The organism is Kitasatospora sp. NPDC098663, assembly GCF_044760075.1.
Taxonomy (GTDB): domain Bacteria; phylum Actinomycetota; class Actinomycetes; order Streptomycetales; family Streptomycetaceae; genus Kitasatospora.
Genome location: NZ_JBIWAP010000046.1, coordinates 1 through 23219 on the forward strand (window position 1 = coordinate 1; position 23219 = coordinate 23219).

The 23219-nt window shown below is 74.6% G+C and carries 18 protein-coding genes; 14 read left to right on the forward strand and 4 right to left on the reverse strand.

The window, feature by feature from the left end; translation table 11 throughout:
- Positions 1 to 251 precede the first annotated feature (251 nt).
- The 9 genes from ACIQVZ_RS34585 (at position 252) to ACIQVZ_RS34625 (ending at position 11737) form a co-directional block, all read left to right on the forward strand.
- The gene (locus ACIQVZ_RS34585; RefSeq protein ID WP_350885612.1) at positions 252 to 1661 is read left to right on the forward strand and encodes a histidine kinase; all 1410 of its coding nucleotides are present in this window, start codon (positions 252 to 254) and stop codon (positions 1659 to 1661) included.
- Positions 1613 to 2278 (forward strand): response regulator transcription factor, encoded by a 666-nt coding sequence (locus ACIQVZ_RS34590; RefSeq protein WP_063347646.1) that lies wholly within the window; start codon positions 1613 to 1615, stop codon positions 2276 to 2278. Before ACIQVZ_RS34585 ends, ACIQVZ_RS34590 begins: the two co-directional genes overlap by 49 nt.
- A 201-nt stretch (positions 2279 to 2479) precedes the next feature.
- Positions 2480 to 4063 carry a DUF2637 domain-containing protein gene (locus tag ACIQVZ_RS34595; RefSeq protein ID WP_402455622.1) on the forward strand — a complete coding sequence of 528 codons (1584 nt, stop codon included), beginning with the start codon at positions 2480 to 2482 and terminating at the stop codon, positions 4061 to 4063.
- 170 nt (positions 4064 to 4233) lie between these two features.
- Entirely contained in the window at positions 4234 to 5490 is a 1257-nt protein-coding gene (locus tag ACIQVZ_RS34600; RefSeq protein ID WP_402455684.1) for a DUF6986 family protein, read from the forward strand.
- 111 nt (positions 5491 to 5601) lie between these two features.
- Entirely contained in the window at positions 5602 to 6258 is a 657-nt protein-coding gene (locus tag ACIQVZ_RS34605; protein ID WP_350885618.1) for a YigZ family protein, read from the forward strand.
- Between the two features lie 124 nt (positions 6259 to 6382).
- Entirely contained in the window at positions 6383 to 6697 is a 315-nt protein-coding gene (locus ACIQVZ_RS34610; protein WP_402455625.1) for a cupin domain-containing protein, read from the forward strand.
- Positions 6698 to 6947: 250 nt separating this feature from the next.
- A complete protein-coding gene (locus ACIQVZ_RS34615; RefSeq protein WP_402455628.1) occupies positions 6948 to 8855 on the forward strand; it encodes a hypothetical protein in 1908 nt (635 codons plus the stop codon).
- A 114-nt stretch (positions 8856 to 8969) separates the two neighbouring features.
- The gene (locus ACIQVZ_RS34620; RefSeq protein ID WP_402455631.1) at positions 8970 to 10679 is read left to right on the forward strand and encodes a restriction endonuclease; all 1710 of its coding nucleotides are present in this window, start codon (positions 8970 to 8972) and stop codon (positions 10677 to 10679) included.
- 329 nt (positions 10680 to 11008) lie between these two features.
- Entirely contained in the window at positions 11009 to 11737 is a 729-nt protein-coding gene (locus ACIQVZ_RS34625) for a ZIP family metal transporter (RefSeq protein WP_350885686.1), read from the forward strand.
- A 79-nt stretch (positions 11738 to 11816) separates the two neighbouring features.
- On the opposite strand, the gene ACIQVZ_RS34630 is transcribed toward ACIQVZ_RS34625, so the two are convergent.
- Positions 11817 to 12419 (reverse strand): MarR family transcriptional regulator, encoded by a 603-nt coding sequence (locus ACIQVZ_RS34630; RefSeq protein ID WP_350885626.1) that lies wholly within the window; start codon positions 12417 to 12419, stop codon positions 11817 to 11819.
- Between the two features lie 167 nt (positions 12420 to 12586).
- Between ACIQVZ_RS34630 and ACIQVZ_RS34635 the strand changes: the two genes are divergently transcribed.
- Positions 12587 to 12919: a DUF2218 domain-containing protein gene (locus tag ACIQVZ_RS34635; protein ID WP_402455634.1), complete on the forward strand. Its 333-nt coding sequence runs from the start codon at positions 12587 to 12589 to the stop codon at positions 12917 to 12919.
- Here ACIQVZ_RS34635 and ACIQVZ_RS34640 read toward each other — a convergent pair.
- Positions 12892 to 13560 (reverse strand): phosphatase PAP2 family protein, encoded by a 669-nt coding sequence (locus tag ACIQVZ_RS34640; protein WP_350885630.1) that lies wholly within the window; start codon positions 13558 to 13560, stop codon positions 12892 to 12894. The genes ACIQVZ_RS34635 and ACIQVZ_RS34640 overlap by 28 nt on opposite strands.
- Positions 13561 to 14049: 489 nt before the next feature.
- Positions 14050 to 15390, reverse strand: a complete 1341-nt coding sequence (gabT, locus tag ACIQVZ_RS34645; RefSeq protein WP_363586509.1) for a 4-aminobutyrate--2-oxoglutarate transaminase — start codon at positions 15388 to 15390, stop codon at positions 14050 to 14052.
- A 240-nt stretch (positions 15391 to 15630) separates the two neighbouring features.
- On the opposite strand from gabT, the gene ACIQVZ_RS34650 reads away from it, so the two are divergent.
- The 3 genes from ACIQVZ_RS34650 to ACIQVZ_RS34660 all read left to right on the forward strand — a co-directional run bounded on the left by ACIQVZ_RS34650 (position 15631) and on the right by ACIQVZ_RS34660 (position 21103).
- Positions 15631 to 17709, forward strand: a complete 2079-nt coding sequence (locus ACIQVZ_RS34650) for an ATP-binding protein (protein WP_402455637.1) — start codon at positions 15631 to 15633, stop codon at positions 17707 to 17709.
- 153 nt (positions 17710 to 17862) lie between these two features.
- Complete coding sequence (locus ACIQVZ_RS34655; RefSeq protein ID WP_350885636.1) at positions 17863 to 19428, forward strand: PucR family transcriptional regulator; 1566 nt, start codon at positions 17863 to 17865, stop codon at positions 19426 to 19428.
- Between the two features lie 232 nt (positions 19429 to 19660).
- Entirely contained in the window at positions 19661 to 21103 is a 1443-nt protein-coding gene (locus tag ACIQVZ_RS34660; protein WP_350885638.1) for an aldehyde dehydrogenase family protein, read from the forward strand.
- A 111-nt stretch (positions 21104 to 21214) separates the two neighbouring features.
- On the opposite strand, the gene ACIQVZ_RS34665 is transcribed toward ACIQVZ_RS34660, so the two are convergent.
- Complete coding sequence (locus tag ACIQVZ_RS34665) at positions 21215 to 21883, reverse strand: NAD(P)H-binding protein (protein WP_402455641.1); 669 nt, start codon at positions 21881 to 21883, stop codon at positions 21215 to 21217.
- Between the two features lie 84 nt (positions 21884 to 21967).
- Here ACIQVZ_RS34665 and dxr point away from each other — a divergent pair, with 84 nt between their 5' ends.
- Positions 21968 to 23197 carry a 1-deoxy-D-xylulose-5-phosphate reductoisomerase gene (gene dxr, locus ACIQVZ_RS34670; protein ID WP_350885642.1) on the forward strand — a complete coding sequence of 410 codons (1230 nt, stop codon included), beginning with the start codon at positions 21968 to 21970 and terminating at the stop codon, positions 23195 to 23197.
- Positions 23198 to 23219: the final 22 nt, after the last annotated feature.

Genomic DNA, 23219 nt, shown 5'->3' on the forward strand with positions numbered 1-23219 from the left:
CGATGGTACTGCAGGGGGGACCCTGTGGGAGAGTAGGACGCCGCCGAACAATCATTCACAGAGAACCCCCATCCGGGAAACCGGATGGGGGTTCTCTGCATTTCCGGGCAATCTCAGGAATCCGCTCGGGCTATGTCCACCCGCAGGTGGTGCTAGGACCACCTCGCAATTGGGGTGGCATGGCCAGTGCCTGGAGCGGGTCGTTCGTGAACACTTGTGGAGGACGATCGAGACCGGCATCAGGAGCTTCCGTGGCAACAGCGAGTCGAACGAGCGGCGCGACGGTGCGCGCGCAGGCCGAGGCGGCCGTCGCGTCGGGTGGGCAGGGGCTGGCGCGGCTGGCCCTCCTGGTGGTGGGCGCGGTGCCGGGGCTGGCGCTGCCGGTGGGGGCGGCGGTGGTGGCGGGCGGGCTCACGGCCTCGGTCTTCCAGGATTCCTACTACCCGGTGGTCCTGTTCGGCCTCGCGCTGGCGGCCGCCGCCGGCGCCCTGGTGGCGGCCCTGTTCGTGCGCCGCACGGCGAGCCGGACGCGCCAGCAGTTGGAGCGCTGGTACGGGATTCGCCTGCCGGCCGTGTACCAGCCCCGGCCCGCGCTGGAGCTGGACGAACGCGGGCACTGGTGGACGGGCTACTCGTACCACCGCTCCCGGACGGTCGCGAAGTACGCGCAGCTGCTGCACTGGGGCGCCCGGGACCGGACCACCCGGTCGGAGGTGGCCTGGCTGGCCGTCAGCCCCGCTCTGGTGGTGGTGCTGGCGGGTCCGGTGGCCGTCCTGATGGTGCTGGGCATGGCCTGCATCCTGACGCCGCTGCCCGTGGACGGGTTCGGGCCGGTGCCCGCACGCCTGGTGTCGGTCCTGCTGAGCGCCGCGCTCGGGCTCGGCATGGTGGCGGTCGGGGTGCTCGTGGCACCGTACGCGGTGCGAGGGTACGCGGAGGTGGCCCGCCGGGTACTGGACCAGGACGGCCGGGCGACGCACGCCCAGCTGACCAGGCGGGTGGCCGAACTGACCGAGACCAGGGCGGACGCGGTCGGCGACCAGGCGGCGGAGCTGCGGCGGATCGAGCGGGACCTGCACGACGGCGCGCAGGCGCGGCTGGTCGCGATAGGGATGACGCTGGGCACGATCGAGCACCTGATGGACACCGACCAGGCGGCCGCCCGGGAGTTGCTCTCCGAAGCGCGGCAGTCCTCGGCCCGGGCGCTGCAGGAGCTGCGGGACCTGGTCCGCGGCATTCACCCGCCGGTGCTCGCCGAGCGTGGACTGGGCGACGCCGTGCGCGCCTTGGCGCTGGACAGTGCCCTGCCGACCGAGGTGTGCGTGAGCCTGCCGGACCGTCCGCCGGCGCCGGTGGAGGCGGCGGCCTACTTCAGCATCTGCGAGCTGCTGGCCAACGCGGCGAAGCACTCCGGGGCGGAGCAGGTGTGGGTGGACATCCTGTACCGGGCCGGGCTCCTGCGGATCACGGTGACGGACGACGGGGTGGGCGTGGCGGATCCGTCCCGGGGCACCGGCCTGCGCGGGATCGAGCGGCGATTGGGTACCTTCGACGGTGTCCTCGCCATCGACAGCACGTCGGGCGGTCCGACCACCATCACCTTGGAGCTGCCGTGCGAGTTGTCCTCGCCGAGGACCTCTACCTCCTTCGCGAAGGCCTGATCCGACTGCTGGAAGCGCACGGTTTCACCATCGCCGCGGCCGTGGAGACGGGCCCCGAACTGCTGGAGGCGTTGCTGACCCACCGGCCGGACGTGGCCGTGGTCGACGTCCGGCTGCCCCCGACGCTCACCGACGAGGGGCTGCAGGCGGCGCTGAAGGCCCGCAAGGAGATCCAGGGCCTGCCGGTGCTGGTGCTGTCGCAGCACGTCCAGCAGCTGTACGCGCGGGAGCTGCTGGCCGACGGAACCGGCGGGATCGGGTACCTGCTGAAGGACCGGGTGTTCAACGCCGACCAGTTCATCGACGCGGTCCGTCGGGTGGCGGCCGGCGGAACGGCGATGGACCCGGACGTGATCGCGAAGCTGATGCAGATCACCTCACGTCGGCCCGGCCCGTTGCTGCGGCTGTCCCCGCGCGAGCGCGAGGTGCTGGAGCTGATGGCCGAGGGCTGCTCCAACTCGGCGATCGCCGCCCGCCTGGCGGTCTCCGACGGTGCGGTGGCCAAGCACATCGCCAACATCTTCACCAAGCTCGAACTGGCCCCCGCCGAGGACGCCAACCGCCGGGTGCTCGCGGTGCTGACCTACCTCAACGGAACGGCCGGGCCGAAGGGCTGACGATCCGCCCGGTCCACGGCGGGCGGGTCGTCAGCCCCGGAGGGTGACACGCCAGGCTGCGGAAACGCTGAAACAGGTGTACGAGTAAACTCCGGTGGGCCGAGCCCGGAGGTCGCTCAGCCGTCCGGCGCCCCGACAAGCGGGAACCGGCAGCCGAGGCAGCGTACGGCAGCAGCCGACATCCAGGGGTTGATAGACGTAATGGCACGCCCAACGCTCACCAAGGCCCATCGGGGCCTGCTCGGCCTGGTCGCGGCCGGCGCCTGCATCATCTCGGGCATCGGCTTCGCGGGCTCGTACAACGCGGTGCGCGAACTGGCCGAGGAGAAGGGCTTCGGGGCCTTCTCCTACGCCTTTCCGATCGGCGTCGACGCAGGCATCGTCGTCCTCCTCTCGCTCGACCTGGTACTGACCTGGCTGCGGATTCCCTTCCCGATGCTGCGGCAGACCGCCTGGGTGCTGACCGTCGCCACCATCGCCTTCAACGCGGCCGCCTCCTGGGGCGATCCGCTCGGCATGGGGATGCATGCCGTCATCCCGGTGCTCTTCGTGGTCGTGGTCGAGGCCTCCCGGCACGCGGTCGGCCGGATCGCGGCGATCACGGCCGACCGGCACATGGACTCGGTCCGGATGATGCGCTGGCTGCTCTCCCCGGTGCCGACCTTCAAGCTCTGGCGCCGGATGAAGCTGTGGGAGCTGCGCTCCTACGACGAGGTCGTCCGGCTGGAGCAGAACCGCCTCGTCTACCGGGCGCAGCTGCGCTTCCGGTACGGCCGCGGCTGGCGCCGCTCGGCGCCGATCCAGGCACTGCTGCCGCTCAAGCTGGCCAAGTACGGGGTGCCGCTGGACCCGACGCTGTTCGACCGTCTGGACGAGGAGGCGCGCGAGCGCGAGGCCCGGGAGGCTCTGGCGGAGAAGGAGGCACCGGAGCTCCAGCGGCAGGACGGCCGCGCCGCCACGGCCATCGCCCCGGCCGAGGCCGCCGCCCCCGTGGCTCCCGTCGCCGCCGCTCCGGCTTCCGCTCCCGCCCCCGCTTCGGCCCGCCCGGAGCCGAACCAGCAGCCGCAGCAGATACAGCAGGTCCAGGCCCAGATCCAAACCCAGCCCGAACCGGCCGCGGCCCCGGTCGCCGTCGCGCCGATGTCCGCCGAGGTGGCCGCGCCGATGCTGGCGAAGCTGGCGGCCGTCCGGCTGCGTGCCGCGCAGGAGCCGGACGGTGTGGCGGAGGCGGCCCCGCAACCGCACCGCGAGGAGCTGAACGTGTGGACCGAGCGCCCGGTGCGCACCACGGGCCACCCGTCCGACGCCGCCCCCGGCGGGCGGGTGCCCGGCCAGGCCTCGCCGTGGTTCAAGCCCCCGCGCCCGGTCGCCGAGGAGCCGGTCCTCCCGCAGCAGCCCCAGACCCAGGTCGCCCAGGCTGCGGGTCTCGCCGCCGAGCCTCAGCCCCGCCACCCCGGGCAGCCCGTCCCGGCTGGGCAGCCCGCCCAGGCCGAGCAGCCCGTCCACGGCGAGCAGTTCGCCCAGGCCGAGCAGCCCCCCGTCCACGACGAGGAGTCCGCGCCGCGCTCGGCTCCGTCCCGGCTGGACCCGGACCTGGCCTACGACGCCCTGGTCAGCTACATGGACAACCACGAGCACCAGCCCGATCCGCAGCGCCTCGCCGAGTGGCTGACCAAGCAGTACGGCGTCACCGGCAACCGCCCGGACGGCTCGGTCCACCCGAAGGACGTCGCCGAGCTCTACCCGCAGCTGCGCGACCGCTACGCCGCCGCCGGGAGGGACTGACCCGGGCCGCCTCGGCCGGACGCTCCGTCGAACGCTCCTCCGTCCACCGCTCGGTCGGCCATTGACGCCCGATCCGGCCGGAGCTACCTTCGCCTCAACAAACTGTTGAAGTGTTGGTCCGGCGTGGAGGAGTGCGGATGTCGCAGGTCGAGGTCGACGGTAACGGACCGATGGGCGGGGCCTCCTTCTCCGCCGCCGCCCGCGCCGCCGTGGAGGCGCTGCTCGCCCCGGTCGACGCCGACCTGGCGCGCCGCTACCCCGGCGACACCGGGACCAGGCAGCCGGTGCACACCGTCTACGTCCCGGCCGACGCCTTCGCCGCCGACACCGTGAGGGAGTGGGGCCGCCAGGCCCTGGAGGCCTTCGACACCCACGCCGGCACCCCCGCCGAGCTGGCCCGCGCCCTCGGCGTGGCCGACGACGAACTGCTCGCCGACGTGCACGCCCGGGTCCGCGCCAAGCTGGAGCGCGAGCCGGTCGAGGACCTGCGGATCGACTTCGAGGACGGCTACGGACCCCGCCCGGACGCCGAGGAGGACGCCGCCGCCGTCCGCGCCGCCGAACTGGTCGCCGCCGCCGTGGCCGAGGGCACCGCGCCGCCGTACCTCGGCATCCGGATCAAGTGCATGGAGGCGGCCGTCCGCGACCGCGGCATCCGCACCCTGGAACTGTTCCTGGCCACCCTGCTGGCCGGCGGCGGCCTGCCGGACGGCCTGGTCCTCACCCTGCCCAAGGTGACCTACGCCGAGCAGGTCACCGCGCTGGTCCGGCTGCTGGAGGACTTCGAGCGCCGTGCCGGGCTGCCCGCCGGCCGGATCGGCTTCGAGATCCAGATCGAGACCACCCAGGCCATCCTCGGCCCGGACGGCCGGGCCACCGTGGCCCGGATGATCGAGGCGGCCGAGGGGCGCGCCACCGGGCTGCACTACGGCACCTTCGACTACAGCGCCTCATGCGGCGTCAGCGCTGCCCACCAGAGCATGGACCACCCGGTCGCCGACCACGCGAAGGCGGTCATGCAGGTGGCCGCGGCCGGCACCGGCGTCCGGCTCTCCGACGGCTCGACCAACGTCGTCCCGACCGGCTCCACCGAACAGGTGCACGCTGCCTGGAAGCTTCACCACGACCTGGTCCGCCGCTCGCTGGCCCGCGCCTACTACCAGGGCTGGGACATGCACCCGGCGCACCTGCCGACCCGCTACGTCGCGGTGTACTCCTTCTACCGCGAGGGCCTGGCGGCCGCCGCCGCCCGGCTCGCCGCGTACGTCGCCAAGGCGGGTGGCGACGTGATGGACGAGCCGGCCACTGCCCGGGCGCTCAGCGGCTACCTGCTGCGCGGCCTGGACTGCGGTGCCGTCGACCCGGCCGAGGTCACCGCGCTGACCGGCCTGGACCGCGCCCGGCTGGACGCCCTGGCCGGGCGCTGACCCCGGGACCGGCCGACGAAGCCCGGCCACGCCCTAAGCTGGCGGTGCCGCCCCGGGACGCCCGGGGTGCGCGCCGCCAGCTGTCGCCGTTTCCGGGAGAACCACCGCGTCATGTCCGCCACGCCGGAACCGACCGCCAGGCCGTACCTCACCATCCGGCGGGCCGGCAGCCACGAAACCGAGATCAAGAAGTCCCGGTTCATCTGCCACCTCGCCCGGGTCGCCGACGAGGAGGAGGCGCAGGCCTTCATCGCCGGCATCCGCAAGCAGTACTGGGACGCGCGGCACAACTGCACCGCCTTCGTGGTCGGCGACGAGCAGCGCCGTGAGCGCTCCAGCGACGACGGCGAGCCCGGCGGCACCGCCGGCGTGCCGATGCTGGAGGTGCTGCGCCGACGCGGCCTCACCGACACCGCCGCCGTGGTGACCAGGTACTTCGGCGGCATCAAGCTCGGCGCGGGCGGCCTGGTGCGGGCGTACGGGAACGCGGTGTCCGAGGCGGTGGACGAGATCGGTCTGCTGGAGCGGCGGCCGGTGGCCCTGCTCGCGGTGACGGCCGACCACGTGCGCGCCGGGCGGGTGGAGAACGACCTGCGGGCGGCCGGGTACACGGTGAGCGACCTGGCCTACGAACCGGCCGGGGTGCGGATCGAGGTGGGCGTACCGCAGCCGGAGGTGCCGGCCTTCCACGCCTGGCTGGCCGAGGCGACCGCCGGCACCGCCGTCGCGGTCCCGGCGGGCCGGACGTACGTCGAGGTGCCCGTCTGATACCGGAGCAGCCGGGCGGCGGCGCTTTCGGCCACCTATTCGGCCAGATCGCGGCCGATTCGTTTCGGAGTCTTGCGGGGCGTGCCTAGCCTGGTCCGGTCGTCGAGCAGGAAGCCGCCCCGAGATGCCCGTCGTCCAGACCGTCACCCTGCCGCCGGGGGCCAGCACCGGCTGGCACTACCACCCGGGCCGGGTGGACGTGGTGGTGCTGTCCGGGACGCTGACCCGGACCCTGCACGACGGCCGGGTCGAGGTCAGCCGGGCCGGGGACTCGCTGGTCGAGGAGGCCGGCCCGGTCCACGTCCACGTGGGGCGCAACCTCGGGGACGAGCCCGTGGTGCTGATCGCGAGCTACGCGGCCCCGGCCGGCTGCCCGTTGGCGGTGCCGGTCGCGGAGCCCGAGTGGAGCCGCAGCGGCGCCCGGCCCGCCGGGGCCTGACCCGCTGAGGCCTGAGCAGGGCCGCCCCTGGGTTGTCCCCCTTCCGCCCGGCGATGAGGGAGGGTCGGACCGGGAGTCGCGCCACGCGGTGCACGGCTTGAGCAGATTCACCCGAACGTATTGACGTGGCCCGGAGTTGGAACTTCCGCTCCGGGCCGTGGCGTTTCCTGGGCAAGGATCCGGCCGAACCGGACGAATAACCCATCGATGGAGGACACCAGACCCCACCCCGCACCACGGAGGTATGCGCATGACCTCAGACCGCTTTTCGTCGCCCGCCGGCGCCGACCTGACCGGCCCCGCGACGCCCTACCGGATGACCGTCACCACCACTCTCCCGCACCGCGAGGCCGTCGCCCTGGCCGACGAGCAGCTCGCCGCCTGGCTGAAACAGGAAGGCTGCGAGGAGCCCCCGCCGGTTCCCCGTGCCCTCACCGGGCCGCCCCCGGCCGGACCGGCCTCGACGGGGACGGCTCCAACCCGACCGAAACCGCCCCAACTGACGGCCCCTGGGCTGACGACGTCCGGATCGGCGCAGTCCCGATCGGCCCCCGCCGCCGAACGACTGCGCCTGGGCGACCGGGTCCTGCTCGACCGCGACCAGGGCCCGTTGCGCAGCGGCCCGGCCGCCGGCCGCTACGACCGCCGCCGCCTGCGCACCCCGACCCCGCACGGCACCCAGCAGCTCACCCTGACCGTGGCCACCGCGGCCGACGGCCCCACCTGGGTCCGGCTGGAGGCCGAGACGCACAGCACCGGCAACGGCGTGCGGACCCCCTGCCGGGTGCCGGTGCCCGAACTCGCCCGCACCCTCCTGCCGCTGCTCGACGCCACCGACGGCCCGGCCGCCGTCCACCCGGCCCCCCGGGTGATCACCGCCGGCGAGGTCGACGGCCTGATCGACGAGCTCTGCGACCCGGAGCGCCGGCTGCCCGTCGTGGTCGCCAGCGTCCCGGTGAACCTCCCGCTCGACCGCTGGGTCGAGGACGTCGTCCGCCCGCTCTGCCACCAGCTGCCCGGCCTGGCCACCGCCTACGTCCTGGACCCGGGCGCCCGGACCGGGTTCAACGTCGCGCTGGAGTACCACAGCGTCTACGGCGGAGCGGTGCGCACCTACCTGCCCGAGGTCGACCCCGCCTCCCGGGGCGACGGTGCCCGGCACCCGGTGCTCGCCCGGGGGCGAATAGAGCAGGACCTCCGCCGTGCGGCCGGGCTGCTCGCCCGCGAGCCTCGCCGGCTCGCCGCCGACCTGCCGCTGCCGCCCCCGCTGGCGGCCGTCCCGGTGCTGCGGGTCGCCCCGGCACCTCCCCGCGCGGCCGCCAGCCCGGCCGGGGACCCGGCCGCCGCCCGCGCCGAGCTGGCCGCGCTCGTCCGGGAGGAGCAGCAGGACCGCGCCGAGCAGCAGGCCAGGGCCGACGAGCTGGAGCGGGTCCGGCGCACCCTGCGCCACGAGCGCCGGGACAACCGCGTGGGTCGGGACAGCCGGGACAAGCAGGACGGCCGCGAGGGTCATGAGGGCCGCGACCGTCCGGAGCTCCGCGAGCGCCACGACGGGCGGGACGGCCGGGACGGCCACGTACGGGCCGGCTCCCGCGGCCTCACCGGGCGCCACTGCATCCTCCAGGGCGCCGCCGGGCACTTCGCCGCCAAGCCGTTCGCCCGGCCCGCAAAGCCGGAGACCTTCACCGAACTCATGGCCAGGATCGACGAGTTCCCTCTGCTGACCTTCACCGGTGACCAGAAGAACGCGCTCGCCCTGGACGGGCTCCGGTGCTCCGGCGCGGGCTGGGCCCGGCTCGCCTGGGACGGGCTGACCGCCCTTCAGGAGTACGCCGAGGCGGCGGTCCGCGGCGCGGCCGGCGGCGACTTCAAACAGTGGTGCGAACACACCCCGGAGGGCTGCCACCACTTCCCGCCCCGCAAGGCGGTGCGCGGGGAGTCCCGGACGGTGTTCAGCCACACCAAGTGGAAGCGCGAGCGGATGCTGCCCGTCCCGGAGAGCGTGGACGTCTCCCGGCGCGCCTTCATGGGCGCGCACCTGCGGATCGGCGGCGGCCGTACCGCGCCCCGGCTGCACTACCTCGACGACTGCTCGGGCAGTGGCCGGATCTATGTCGGCTACATCGGCCTGCACCTGACCAACACCCGGACCAACTGAGAGGCTGGGCTGACCACTGCCGCCCGTTCGGTGGACAATGTCCGGCAGGGGCGGGCCGCAGGGTCTCCGGCCGCCCCGGGCAGGCGCCGGACGAGCATGGGGGAACGACGACCGATGCAGGACTCAGCAGACGGCCAGCCCGACGGCACCGCCACCGTCCAGTTCCCCCGGCCGGGCTTCCTCGCCTCGGTCTTCAGAGAGTTCCACCCCGACCAGGGCCAAGGTCAGGGTGGAGGTCAGGGGCAGGGCCTGGGCCCGGACGCCGCCGACCCCGGCCCTGCCGCCCCCGGTACGCCCGATGACGGCGCGCCCGGTGGCGGTTCGTCCGGTGGTGCCGCGTCCGGCGACGGCCCGGCCGAGCCCGAGGAGTCCATCGCGGCCCACGGCCGGGCCGCCGCCCTGACCCACCACCGCACGCTCACCGTCCAGGCCGAGCACGACCGGCTGGCCGACCTGCTCCGGCGGGCCGCACTGCCCGTCTCGGCCATGGACTTCGAGAGCCAGCTGCGCCACTACGAGCCCCGCCCCTACCCGGCCGACGGGCCGGAGACCGGCAGCGAGGCCGAGCCCCGCTGGGCGGACTTCGCGCCCGCCGGGCCGGCCACCGCCGACCCCGACGGCGCCCCGGCCCGCCGCCTGCTCGACTCCGGCTACCAGCGCGAACTCGCCCAGGCCCGGCTGGCCCACCAGCGTTCCCTGCGCGAGTGGCGCACCCGCCGGGCCGAGGCCGACAACCCGGCCGTCGACGAGTCCCGGCGCGTCCACGAGGCGGCCGAGGAGGCCCGGGCCCGCGCCGTGCGCGAGTACAACGAGAGCCTGGAGGAGTGCCGGCGGGCCTACCGGCTGTCCGAGCCGGCCGCCGTGGAGTCTCTGCTGGAGCGGGCGCTGGCCGCCGCCGAGACCGCCACCCAGGACCTGCCCGCCCCCTGCCGGGCGGTCTTCCGCCCGCTCACCCGCACCGCCGTGCTGGACCTCGACCTGCCGCCGCTCGACCTGGTGCCCTCGCTCACCGGCTACCGGCTCGCCCCGGACGGCGACATCGTCCCGGTCCCGCGCCCGCCGGCGGACCGGGCCACCGACTATCTACGCCTGGTCGCCCGGCTCGCCCTGCGCGCCCTCCAGGCCGCTGACGCCGTCGACACCGACGAGATACTCGCGGGCGTCGTGCTCAACGGCTGGCTGCGCGAGCCCGGCACCGCCGAGCCGCTCTGCCTGGTCAGCGTGGACGCCGACCGCGACGCACTGGCCCGCACCCGGCTGCTGCCGCCCGCCACCCCGTACGAGGAGCGCGACGACGAAGGCGTCTACGCCGACGCCGAGCAGGACGAGGCGCTCGTCCGGCTGCGTCAGCTCGGCGCCGCCGTCACCCCGGACCCGTACGGCCGTGTGGGCGTGCAGCCCGCCGCGCAGGCGGGTGCCGCCGTACCGGCCGCACCCGACCTGTCCGCGAACGAGTTCGCCCAGCTGGTGCGCGACCTGCTCACCCGCGGCGGGCTCGCCGAGTGGAGCGTGCGGCTGCGCGGTCCGGCCGGACTGGTCGCCACCGGCGAGGGGGCCCCGGGCAGCGCGCTGCCCGGCCGCTGGGTGGTCTGGGCCTCCCGGGGCGCCGAGCCGGTCAGCGCGGAGGAGATCGCCACCCTGGCCGAGGCCGTTCAGGAGGAGTCCGCCGAGCGCGGCCTGCGGCTGACCACCGGCCGCTTCGCCGACGAGGCCCTCGACCTCACCGGCGAGGAGAGCCACCGGCACATTCACCTGGTCGACGGCGACGGCGTGAGCGAACTCGCCCGCACCCACCTCGGCCTGCCCCTCGCCGCCGGCCGCTGACCCCGCCTCCGGGTCCCGGCCCCACCCCCGTACCCGTCCCCGTCTTCGCAGCTCACCCCGACGGACCGCCCGGCGGGCGCGCCCCCGCACCCGACCCGAGGCTGGGAAAACGGGCACCGGCGGAGCAGCGGCACCCCGGGCGATCACCGTCGAACGGTCGTCCGATACGGTCGGCGGTCGGCCCGGCCACGGGCGGACCCCAGGGGGAGAGGAATGGGCAGAGCGCCCGACAGACCACACGGCGGCACCCGCCGGCGCCCGCACGGCGGATCGACCCACCCGGAGGCGGCCCGGTGACCGCCGTCCTGGTCGCCGCCGGGGCGTTCCTGATGACCCTGATCGGCGGCTTCGTCGCCCAGCGCACCGGCGACCGCCGCCACCTCGTGCTCGGCTTCGCCGCCGGCCTCATGCTCGGCGTGGTCGCCTTCGACCTGCTGCCCGAGGCCATGCGCCAGGCACCGGACGAGGTGCACGGTGTGCCCCAGGCGCTGCTGATGTTCGCGGTCGGCTTCCTCACCATCCACGTGGTCGAACGCGCGGTCGCCATCCACCGCGGCCACGAGAGCGAGTACGCCGAGCACACCCACGGCCACCAGCACGCGCACGCCCACCGCGGCCGGCGCCAAGGCGTCGGCCTGACCGCCGCGCTGGCCCTGGTCGGGCACAGCGTGATGGACGGCTTCGCGATCGGCGCCGCCTTCCAGGCCGGCACCACGGTCGGGACGGTCGTCGCCATCGCCGTCGTCGCCCACGACTTCGCCGACGGCTTCAACACGTACACGATCACCCGGCTCTACGGGAACAACCGGCGGCGGGCGCTGACGTTGCTCGCGGCGGACGCGCTGGCCCCGGTGTCCGGCGCCGCGATCACCCTGGCCTTCACCATCCCCGAGCACCTGCTCGGCCTCTACCTCGGCTTCTTCTCCGGGTTCCTGCTCTACCTGGCCACCTCCGACATCCTCCCGGAGGCGCACAGCCCGCACCCCTCCCGCAGCACGCTGCTCTGCACCGTCGCCGGGGTGGGGTTCATGTGGCTGGTGATCGGCCTCGCCAACTAGGCCTGGCTCGGCAGGGCCAGGGCAGGCCGGGACGGGGCCTGACGCGACGGGGCGCCCGGCGTCGCCGACCGCTCCCGCATCACCGCGCCGCGCCCGGGGGCGCCGTCCGCGGTGACGGACCGGCTGCGAGGAAGCGGGCCTCGGCGGCGCGCAGCACTCGCAGCAGCACTTCCTGCTCGTCGGGACTGACCTCGCCGAAGTACTCCTGGGCCACCTCGTGCCGGACCTGCCCGATCCGTTCCACCGCTGCGCGGCCCGCTTCGGTCAGCAGGATCCGGACCGCCCGCCGGTCGGCCGGGTCGGGCCTGCGCTCGACTAGGCCTGCTTCCTCCAGCGCGTCGACCACGGTGGTCGCCGAGCGCGGCGCGATGTGCAGCCGCTCGGCGAGGTCGCTCAGCCGCATCGCGTGGTCCGGCAGCTCGCAGCCGGGCGCGTGGGCCAGGGTGTTCAGCGCCCGGGCCTGGCCGGGGGTGATGCCGTACGGCTCCAGCTGCCACCCGGTCTGTCGACGGATCCGCTTGATCGCCCTGGTCATCGTGTCGGCCAGCTCGGCGGCGGTGTCCGAGGCCGGGGAGTCCGAAGCCGTGGTGTCCGAGCCTGCGGTGTCCGAGGCGGCCGCCTCGGCAGGGGCGCCGGGCGGGCCGGGGGAGGGGTCCGCCGGGTCGGTCGGCGTGGTGGTCATCGGCGGTCTCCTCGGCAGGCGTCCGCCCCAGGGTATCGGCCGGTCCGGGGCCGGTGGCCGACAGCGGAGGACGCCCGGAGAAAAATGTTGAGCTTGGCTCAGTATCTGGGTTAGCGTAGCCCCGACTGAGGGGACCCTAAGTTCCCTCCCCCGATCCTGGAGGGCCCGTGCCCCGCTCCGAAGCCCGCGTCACCACCGACCGCCCCGCCCGCTACGCCAAGCAGCTCGCCGCCCACATGGGCCGCAAGATCGAGGCCACCTTCTCCGAGGAGACCGGCCGCGGCACCCTGGTCTTCGGCGCCGGCACCGCGACCCTGGAAGCCCAGGCCGACGCGCTGCTGCTCGCCGTCGAGGGCGAGCGGGAGAACCTGCCCGGCCTGGAGGACGTCGTCGGCCGCCACCTCGTCCGCTTCGGCGCCCGCGACGAACTCGTCATCGAATGGCACCGCGACAACGGCGAGACCGGCCTCGTTCACCGCAACGACGACCCCGAAGCCTGACCGCTGCCCCCGCCGCCCGGCCGGGGCAGCCATCGGGCCAGCCCCCACAGCACCAGGGCGGCCAGGCACCAGCTGGCCACCACGTCCAGCAGCCAGTGGAAGTCGCTCCACACCAGCCCCACGCCGACGCCCACCACCAGCAGAGCCGTGCCCGCCGTCAGCAGGCGCGCCGCCCACGGCCCCGCCACCCGCACCAGCAGCAGCGCCGCCACCCCGTACGAGAGCGACGCGGTGGCGGTGTGCCCGGACGGGTACCAGCCCCACTGCCCCGGCGTCAGCGGATCACCGAGCGGGCCCGGCCGGGCGAACGCCGCCTTGGCCGGTACCACCAGCAGCGGGATCAGCCCGGCGGTCAGCGCTGCCACCGGCAGCGGCAGCCACCAGCGCCCCGCCGCCCCCGACCGGCGCCACCGCCACGCGGCCAGCACGCCGACCGCCAGCAGCACCGGGATCGCGGGCACGCTGTCGCCCAGGTCGGACAGGATCCGGCCCAGTTGGTCCAGCAGCGCGCTGGGGTGGTCCCGGTGGGCGGTCCGGACGGCCCCGCGGACCGCGCGGTCCCAGCCGAGCAGCGGGCCGTCCACCGCCACCTGCCACGACACCAGCAGCAGGACGACCGCCGCCGTCAGCGGCACGGCCACCGAGCGGGCCACCCGGCCCGGAACGCCGGACAGCCGCCCCGGAGCAGGGGGGAGAGCTCCGGGGCGGCTTTGATGATCGCCGTTCCGTGCGCCCCGGGGGGTGTGGGTCGGACGGTCGGTCGATCGGTCTTCGGTGGGCGCCACCCCTCCCGGGGCGGCCTGGTCGTCCTCGCGGCACGCATGCGGACCCGCCGTCGGGGGCGACCCCGCAGGCGGCTCCGCCCATGGCTGCGGCTCGCTGTCCATCTGTGATGACACTACGTCAACAGCCCTTCCGTGCCGAGCGCCTTCAGCGATTCCCCACATCATCTTCACCCCGCCCCGGGCGGCCCTCCGGGAGCCCCGACGACCTGGCCCGACCAGGTGGCGGGCCCCTCCGACCGGTCCGCGACAACCGAACGGCCCGCGAGGACCAGAGGTCCCCACGGGCCGTTCAGCGCTGTCCGGACAACCCTCCGGAGGGGTTCACGACCTGACGGGCGACACCGCTCAGACGGCGGCGAAAGCGCCCTCCAGGATGTCCAGGCCCTCGGCCAGGAGGTGCTCCGCGATGACCAGCGGCGGCAGGAAGCGCAGCACGTTGCCGTAGGTGCCGGCGGTCAGCACCACCAGGCCCTCGGCGTGGCAGGCCTTCGCGATGGCCGCGGTGGCCTCCGCGTTCGGCTCCTTGCCGCCGGGCTTCACCAGCTCGACGGCGATCATCGCGCCGCGGCCGCGGACCTCGCCGATGATGTCGAACTTCTCCTGCATCGCCCGCAGGCGGCCCAGCATGATCTCGCCGATCCGCTGCGCCTTGCCGTTGAGGTCCTGCTCCTTCATCGTCTCGATGGCGCCCAGCGCGGCCGCACAGGCCACCGGGTTGCCGCCGTAGGTGCCGCCCAGGCCGCCCGCGTGCGCGGCGTCCATGATCTCGGCGCGACCGGTCACCGCAGCCAGCGGCAGACCGCCGGCGATGCCCTTCGCGGTGGTGATCAGGTCCGGGACGATGCCCTCGTCCTCACAGGCGAACCACTGGCCGGTACGGCAGAAACCGGTCTGGATCTCGTCTGCGACGAACACGATGCCGTTCGCCTTCGCGTACTCCACGATCGCCGGCAGGAAGCCCTTGGCCGGCTCGATGAAGCCGCCCTCGCCCTGGATCGGCTCGATGATGATCGCGGCGACGTTCTCGGCGCCGATCTGCTTGTTGATGACCTCGATCGCCTGCGCGGCGGCCTCGGCGGCGCAGTTCTCCGCACCCGTCAGCCAGCGGTACGGGTAGGCCACCGGCACCCGGTAGATCTCCGGGGCGAACGGGCCGAAGCCCTGCTTGTACGGCATGTTCTTCGCCGTCAGGCCCATGGTCAGGTTCGTACGGCCGTGGTAGCCGTGGTCGAACACCACGACGGCGGTGCGCTTGGTGTAGGCGCGGGCCACCTTCACCGCGTTCTCGACCGCCTCGGCGCCCGAGTTGAACAGCGCGGTGCGCTTGTCGTGGTCACCCGGGGTCAGCTCGTTCAGCTGCTCGGCGACCGCCACGTAACCCTCGTACGGGGTCACCATGAAACAGGTGTGGGTGAAGGCGGCCAGCTGCTCGCTCGCCTTCGCCACCACGGCCTCGGCGCTGTTGCCGACGTTCGTCACGGCGATGCCGGAGCCGAAGTCGATCAGCGAGTTGCCGTCCACGTCCTCCAGCACGCCGCCGTTGGCACGGGACACGTACACCGGCAGGGTGGTGCCGACACCGGCCGCCACCGCACCCAGCTTGCGGGCCTGCAGCTCCTGCGACTTCGGACCGGGGATCGCAGTGACCAGGCGGCGCTCCTGCGGGAGCGGCGTTGCGGCGCTCATGGGGTTCTCCAGACTTCTCGGCTCGGTGCTTCGCAGGCTACGGCCGCCCTCCCCGGCCGGGCATGCGCCACTCGGTAGCACTGAGCCGTCCGACTTGTCCGGCGCGGCCAGCGCGGGTGGTGCGACTACCAGCAGGCCCCGCTCCACTACATTGAGCGCGGGCGTGTCGCCGGTACGGCGGCATGGGTATGGCGGCACCGACGGCGATCGGGCCGGGCGGGCGAGGGAGCGGGGCCGTACATGGCGCACGACGGGGCACACCACCACACCGATCCGACCACCACCAGACCCCCGGCCCCCATGCCGCACCAGCGGCCCGGCACCCGCACCGACGGGGCCCCCGCCTTCGACCTCCCCACCTGGGCCGCAGCCCCGCGCCCGGAAGCCGAACCCGGCGTCTACCGGCTGGGCTACCGCCCGATCGACCCGGAACGGGCGGAGGCGGCCCGGGTCGCGGCCTGGCCGCTGCTCCTGCGGGCGGGACTCAACGCGGTGGTGGGGTGGTTCGCCTTCCTGTACGGGACCCAGTTGGTGCTTCGCCTGATCGTGGCGACGGTCTGGGTGAAGAATCCCACCGATACCGAAGTGACCGTGGTCGGCGTGTCCGTCAACCTCCTGGTGGCCGCGCTCGTCATCAAGCTCTTCGGCCGGATGGGCCGGTGGCCCGAGGTGTGGCGGCGGTACGTGTCGCCGTTGCTGTCGCGGGCGGTGACGCAGGAGCAGCCCGCGGAGGAGGACGTGGCGGTGGCCCCGGTGGTGCGGCGGCTGGATCCGTGGGGCGGGCTGCGGCAGGGCGGGGCGGCCGAGGCGGCGGGGCGGCTGGAGGGGGAGGCGGTCGGGGACGTCGACTACGTGCGGATCCAGCGGGCGTGGGAGTCGGCTCAGGCGGATCCGGCGTTCGTGCCGGCCTTCGTCGAGCAGGTGGCGGCGCGCGGTGGGGCGGCGTTCGCGCACCCTTCGGAGTCGCGGGAGCTGGCGGACCGGGGTGAGCGGCACGATCTGCTGCTGGGCCAGGTCTGCCTCGGGACCGCCCAGGACGTGCCGAAGAACCCGCTGAGCCATCGGGCGGCCGGTTTCGCGCTGGATCCGGCGCTGCTGGGCACGTCGCTGCTGGCGGTGGGCCCGGCGGGGACGGGGAAGACGGCGCGGCTGGCGCGGCCGGTGGCGGAGGCGCTGTGTCTGCAGGCGCTGGCCGGTACCGCGTGCGTGGTGGTGGTGGGGGCGGCGGACGCGGATCTCGGCCCGGACGCCTGGTACGACGTGGTGATCGCGCCCGGTGATCCGGCGTCGGTGTACGGGCTGGACCTCTACGGTGCGGCGCAGGATCCGGACGAGGCGGCCGCCCGGCTGGCCGAGGCGCTGCTGCCGGACGAGTTGACGGCGCGCGCGGAGAACGCCCGGACGGCGCTGCAGCAGGTGGTGGGCCCGTTCCACGCCGCGTACGCCCGCTATCCGGGGGTGCGGGAGCTGCGGGCGCTGCTGGCCGGTGAGCCGGACGTGCTGGCGGCCCTGGTGAAGGTGCTCGGGGTGGCGGGCCGGCTGGCCGTGTACGAGCGGGACCTGGAGCACCGGGAGCGCCAGCGCGGCCGGGCGGACGATCCCGGTGCGCTGCTGGCGGACCGGCTGGCGCTGCTGGACCGGCCGGCCTTCGAGGGCGCCTTCGCGACGGACGGGACCGGGCGGCCCCCGTTCGCGATGCGGGTGCTGGACCATCCGTTGCGGGTGCGGGTGAAGCTGCCGGAGCGCAGCCATCCGGAGGCCGCGCGGATGCTGTCCCGGTTGGTGGTGGGGCAGTTCGTGCAGGCGGCGGGGGCCCGTACGGACCGTTCGCTGTTCGCCGGCCTGGTGGTGGACGACGCCTCGGCGGCGCTGGACGCGACCGCCGTGCGCGGGGTGCAGCGGATGCGGGGGGCGAACGCGGGCGCGGTGCTGCTGCTGCGCACGCTGGTGGATCTGCCGGAGGCGTTGCGGGCGCCGTTGTTCGGCGCGGTCGGCTGCCGGATGGCGTTCCCGGGGATCGCGCCGTGGGACGGCCGGCTGTTCTCGGAGGCCTGGGGGACGCACCTGGTGCAGGAGACCGCGGTGACCCACACGCCCGACACCTCGGGCGGTGTGGTGCGGCGGGCCGGGCGGTTGGGGCGGCGGGCGTTGTCGGGGACGGCGGCGCAGACGGAGTCGGTGACGACGCGGGACGTGGAGCGCTTGCGCTGGTCGCCGTCGGATCTGGCGCACGCGCTGCCGGCGGGGCACGCGGTGGTGTCGTTGACCGCGGTGTCGGGGGAGCAGGTGCCGCCGTTGCTGGTGGATCTTCGGGGCTGACGGGGCGCGGGGCGGAAGCTCGCCTTCACGGTGGATTCGGCAGTGCCGGTTGTCCGGAGCGTCCATAATGAGGGGGAGAGACTCTCACTTGTCCCATTGCCCTCTCCTCGCCCGGCCGCAACGGCGCGGTCAGGTCGATCCCCCGAAGGTGCCATGCCCCCCACACTCGCCTCCGTTGTCCGCAACAGTTCGCTCCATCTGACGGTCCTCGCCGGCGCGGACCACCTGGAGCGGCCGGTCCGCTGGGTGCACACCAGCGAGCTGGACGACCCGACGCCGTTCCTGGAGGGTGGCGAGCTGCTGCTCACCACCGGGATCAAGCTGGGCCGTACGGCGGCCCGGTTGCAGGCGTACGTGCACCGGCTGGCCGATGCCGGGGTGGTGGGGCTGGGCCTGGGGGTGGGGCTGTCGCACACGGAGGTGCCGCAGCCGCTGGTGGACGCGGCCGCGCAGCGGGGGCTGCCGCTGCTGCGGGTGCCGGAGCCGACGCCGTTCATCGCGATCAGCAAGGTGGTGTCCGCGGCGCTGGCCGCGGAGCAGTACGAGGCGGTGACGACCTCCTTCGAGGCGCAGGAGGAGCTGACCCGGGCCGCGCTGGGCAAGGACGGTACGACGGCGGTGGTGCGTCGGCTGGCGGCCCGGCTGGGCGGCTGGGCGGCGCTGTACGACGGGTCGGGGGCGCTGTCGGTGGTGGCGCCGGACTGGGCGGCGCGTCGGGCGGGGCGGCTGGCGGCGGAGGTGGACCGGCTGCGCCGGCGTCCGGCGCCGTCGAGCGCCGCGTTGCAGGGGCGGGCGCCGGGGATCGACACGGCGGACGAGGACTACGTGGTGGTCCAGTCGCTGGGGGCGGACCGGCGGGCCCGGGGCTTCCTGGCGGTGGGCACCGAGGACCGGATCACCCCGACCGAGCGGTACGTGTTGAACGCGGCGGTGGCGCTGCTGACCCTGACGCTGGAGCGCTCGCGCGAGCTGCGCCAGGCCGAGGAGCGGATGGGCGCGGCGCTGCTGCGGATGGTTTTGGCCGGCGAGGTGGCGACGGCCCGCCAGGTGGCGGTGGGGCTGTTCGGCGGCATGCCGGAGGGGACGATACGGGTTCTGGTGGCCGGGGCCGGGCCGAACGCGGAGGCCGCGGAGGCGCTCGGGGAGCTGGGGGACCGGGCCGAGCAGGCGGGTGCCCGGGTGGGCGAGAAGCTGCTGGTGGCGCGGGAGGACGGCGCGCACGGGGCGCGGCTGATGGTGCTGGCGCTGGACAACGGGGCGGTGCACCGGGCCTGTCTGGGCGCGGTGGAGGAGCACGAGGGACTGTCGCTGGGCGTGTCGGCGCCGGCCGCGCTGGAGGACGCGGGGACGGCCCACGCGCAGGCCGAGCGGGCGCTGGCGGTGGCGCTGCGCGGTGGCCGGCGGTCGGTGGACCACGAGGAGGTCGGCGCGGGGTCGTTGCTGCCGCTGCTGGGCGAGGACGCGGTGACGGCGTTCGCCGAGGGGCTGCTGCGGCCGCTGCGCGAGCACGACCGGACGGCCCGCGGCGATCTGGTGGCCTCGTTGCGGGCGTGGCTGTCCCGGCACGGGCAGTGGGACGCGGCGGCGGCCGATCTCGGGGTGCACCGGCACACGCTGCGCTACCGGATGCGGCGGGTCGAGGAGCTGCTGGGGCGGTCGCTGGACGACACCGACGTGCGGATGGAGCTGTGGCTGGCGCTGCGCTCCGGCGAGGAGTAGGTCGCACCCGAGCCGTACCCGAGTCGCACCCGAGCCGCATCGGGTCCGCATCGGGGCCGTCCGGGCTGTGCCCGGGCGCGGCCAGGCCTGGGAGGCCCTGGACGGGATGGAGCAGCGTCGGGGGCGAACGCTCCGAGTCGGCCAATCCGGTCGGTGCGCCGCCCCACCTACCCTCGGGTTCGGGTCCCACACCCGTGGGCCCGATGACGACGAGGAGAGGGCCGGTACCACGGTGACCACCACGTACGATTTCTGGCTGGCCGGCCGACGGGCGAGCGGCGACGCCGACTTCGAGGTGCACAACAGCTGGGACGGCCGTCTGGTCGGCAAGGTGAGCATCCCGACCGAGGCTCAGGTCGAGGAGGCGCTGGACGCCGCCGTCGCCGCGCTGCCGGTGTTCGCCGCCACCCCGGCACACGTCCGCTCCGCCGCGCTGGACCACGTGGCCAAGCGCCTGGCCGAGCGCACCGAGGAGCTCGCCCAGCTGATCACCGCGGAGAACGGCAAGCCGATCAAGTGGGCCCGTGGTGAGGTCGGCCGCGCGGTGTCGGTCTTCCGCTGGGCGGCCGAGGAGGCCCGCCGGACCAACGGCGAGACGATGCGGCTGGACACCGACCCGGGCGGCGTGGGCCGTTTCGCGGTGGTGCGCCGCTTCCCGCGCGGTGTGGTGCTGGGGATCGCCCCGTTCAACTTCCCGCTGAACCTGGTCGCCCACAAGGTCGCCCCGGCGATCGCGGTCGGTGCCCCGATCATCCTGAAGCCGGCCCCGGCGACGCCGCTGTCGGCGATGGTGCTGGGCGAGATCCTGGCCGAGACCGACCTGCCGGCCGGTTCGTGGAGCATCCTGACGGTGCCGAACGACCGGATGCCGGCGCTGGTGCAGGACGAGCGCCTGCCGGTGATCTCGTTCACCGGTTCGGACAAGGTCGGCTACCAGATCATGGATTCGGTGCCGCGCAAGCACTGCACCCTGGAGCTGGGCGGCAACGCCGCGGCCGTGGTGCTCGCCGACTGGTCCTCGGAGGCCGACCTGGACTGGGCGGCCACCCGGATCGCGATGTTCGCCAACTACCAGGGCGGCCAGTCCTGCATCTCGGTGCAGCGGGTGATCGCCGACGCGTCGGTGTACGACGCGCTGGTGGAGAAGGTCGTGGCCAAGGTCAGGGCCCAGGTCACCGGTGACCCGAACGACGACGCGACGGACGTCGGCCCGCTGGTGGACGAGAACGCCGCGAAGCGGGTGGAGTCCTGGGTGGACGACGCGGTCGCCAAGGGCGCCAAGGTGCTCGTCGGCGGGGGCCGCGAGGGTGCGACCTACGCGCCGACCGTGCTGGCCGAGCTGCCCGCGGACGCGATCCTGGCCAAGGCCGAGGTGTTCGGCCCGGTCCTGTCGCTGCACCGGGTGGACGGCGTGGACGAGGCCTTCGCGGCCGTCAACGACTCGGCGTTCGGCCTTCAGGCGGGCGTGTTCACGCACGACCTGCAGACCGCCTTCCGCGCCCACCGGGAGCTGGAGGTCGGCGGTGTGATCATCGGTGACGCGCCGTCCTACCGCGCCGACCAGATGCCGTACGGCGGCGTCAAGGACTCCGGCGTCGGCCGTGAGGGCGTCCGGTACGCGATGGACGACTACACGGTCGAGAAGGTCCTGGTCCTCAGCGGCCTCGACCTCTGAGCCGAACCCGTGAGTGAAGGGCCCGGTCCGGTGACCGGGCCCTTCGCCCGTTCCGGGCCCGGTCGGCCCAGCCGTCGGGTCCGCTCGCGTCAGCCGTCGGGTCCGCTCGCGTCAGCCGTTGTGCCCGCCCGCGGCGGAGACGGCCTCCTCGACCGCGGTGTCGCCGGCGACCAGCTCCAGCGTCCGCCCGGCCGTGCCGGGTTCGCGCAGCAGCGCGGCGAGGACGGCGGCGACGTCGGCCCGGTCCACGGCGCCGCGCGCGACCGAGGCGGCGAGCCGGACCAGGCCGGTGCCGGGGCCGTCGGTGAGACGGCCGGGGCGCAGCACCGTCCAGTCCAGCGCCGCGCGGGCCCGGACGGCGTCGTCGGCGGCGCCCTTGGCCCGCAGGTAGGTCTCGAAGACCTCGTCGGAGGGGTACTGGGCGTGGGCGTCGGCGCCCATCGAGGAGATCATCAGGTAGCGCCGGACGCCCGCGAGTTCGGCGGCGTCGGCGAGCAGCACGGCGGCGTCGCGGTCGACGGTGTTCTTGCGGTCGGCGCCGCTGCCCGGTCCGGCGCCGGCGGCGAAGACCACCGCGTCGGCACCGGCGAGCAGTTCGGCGAGTCGCGGGGCGGTGGCGGACTCCAGGTCGAGCAGCAGCGGCTCGGCGCCGGCGTCGGTGAGGTCCCGGGCCTGTTCGGGGCGGCGGATGATCCCGGCGGGCCGGTCGCCGCGCGCGGCGAGCAGCCGTTCGAGTTTCAGCGCGATCTGTCCGTGGCCCCCGGCGATGACGGTACGCATGGCTCCGACGGTAGCCCGGGGCGCGGACCGGCGTCCTGTCGGGAGGCGTCCTGCGCGGGGCCCCGGGCAGGACACAATGGGCGCATGACTTCGCTCGCCCACCCGCAGCTGCGGTTCACGCCCACCGTGCAGGACCCTTCCGGCCCCCGGGAGCTGGTGATCCTCGGTTCGACCGGGTCGATCGGCACCCAGGCCATCGACGTGGTGCTCCGCAACCCGGACCGGTTCCGGGTGGTCGCCCTGTCGGCGGCCGGCGGCCGGGTGGAGCTGCTCGCCGAGCAGGCGCTGCGGCTGGGCGTGCACACGGTGGCGGTGGCGGACCCGGCGGCCGAGCCGGCGCTGCGCGCTGCGCTGGCGGCGAAGGCGGCGGGCGCCGCGCTGCCGGCGGTGCTGGCGGGGCCGGACGCGGCGACCGAGCTGGCCGCGATGGAGTGCCACTCGGTGCTGAACGGCATCACCGGGTCGATCGGGCTGCGGCCGACGCTGGCCGCGCTGAGGGCGGGCCGGGTGCTGGTGCTGGCCAACAAGGAGTCGCTGATCGTCGGCGGCCCGCTGGTGAAGGCGGTGGCGCGGCCGGGGCAGATCGTGCCGGTGGACTCCGAGCACGCGGCGCTGTTCCAGGCGCTGGCGGGCGGTACCCGGGCCGAGGTCCGCAAGCTGGTGGTGACGGCCAGCGGTGGTCCGTTCCGCAACCGGACGCGTGAGCAACTGGCCGGGGTGACGCCGCAGGACGCGCTGGCGCACCCGACCTGGGCGATGGGCCCGGTGGTCACGATCAACTCGGCGACCCTGGTGAACAAGGGCCTGGAGGTGATCGAGGCGCACCTGCTGTACGACGTGCCGTTCGACCGGATCGAGGTCGTGGTCCATCCGCAGTCGGTGGTGCACTCGATGGTGGAGTTCACCGATGGTTCGACGCTGGCGCAGGCCAGCCCGCCGGACATGCGGATGCCGATCGCGCTGGGTCTGGGCTGGCCGGAGCGGGTGCCGGACGCCGCCCCCGGCTGTGACTGGACCAAGGCGGCGACCTGGGAGTTCTTCCCGCTGGACGACGAGGCCTTCCCGGCGGTGGAGCTGGCCCGCGAGGTGGGCACCCTGGGCGGTACCGCGCCGGCGGTCTTCAACGCGGCCAACGAGGAGTGCGTGGAGGCGTTCCTGAAGGGGCGCCTCGCTTTCACGGGAATCGTGGACACTGTTGCCAAGGTCGTCGCCGAGCACGGCACGCCCGTGCCGGGAACTTCCCTGACGGTCGAGGACGTCCTGCACGCGGAGGACTGGGCTCGCGCCCGGGCCCGCGAGCTGGCGGCGGGCTGACGGCGGCGGGTTGACGGCGTGG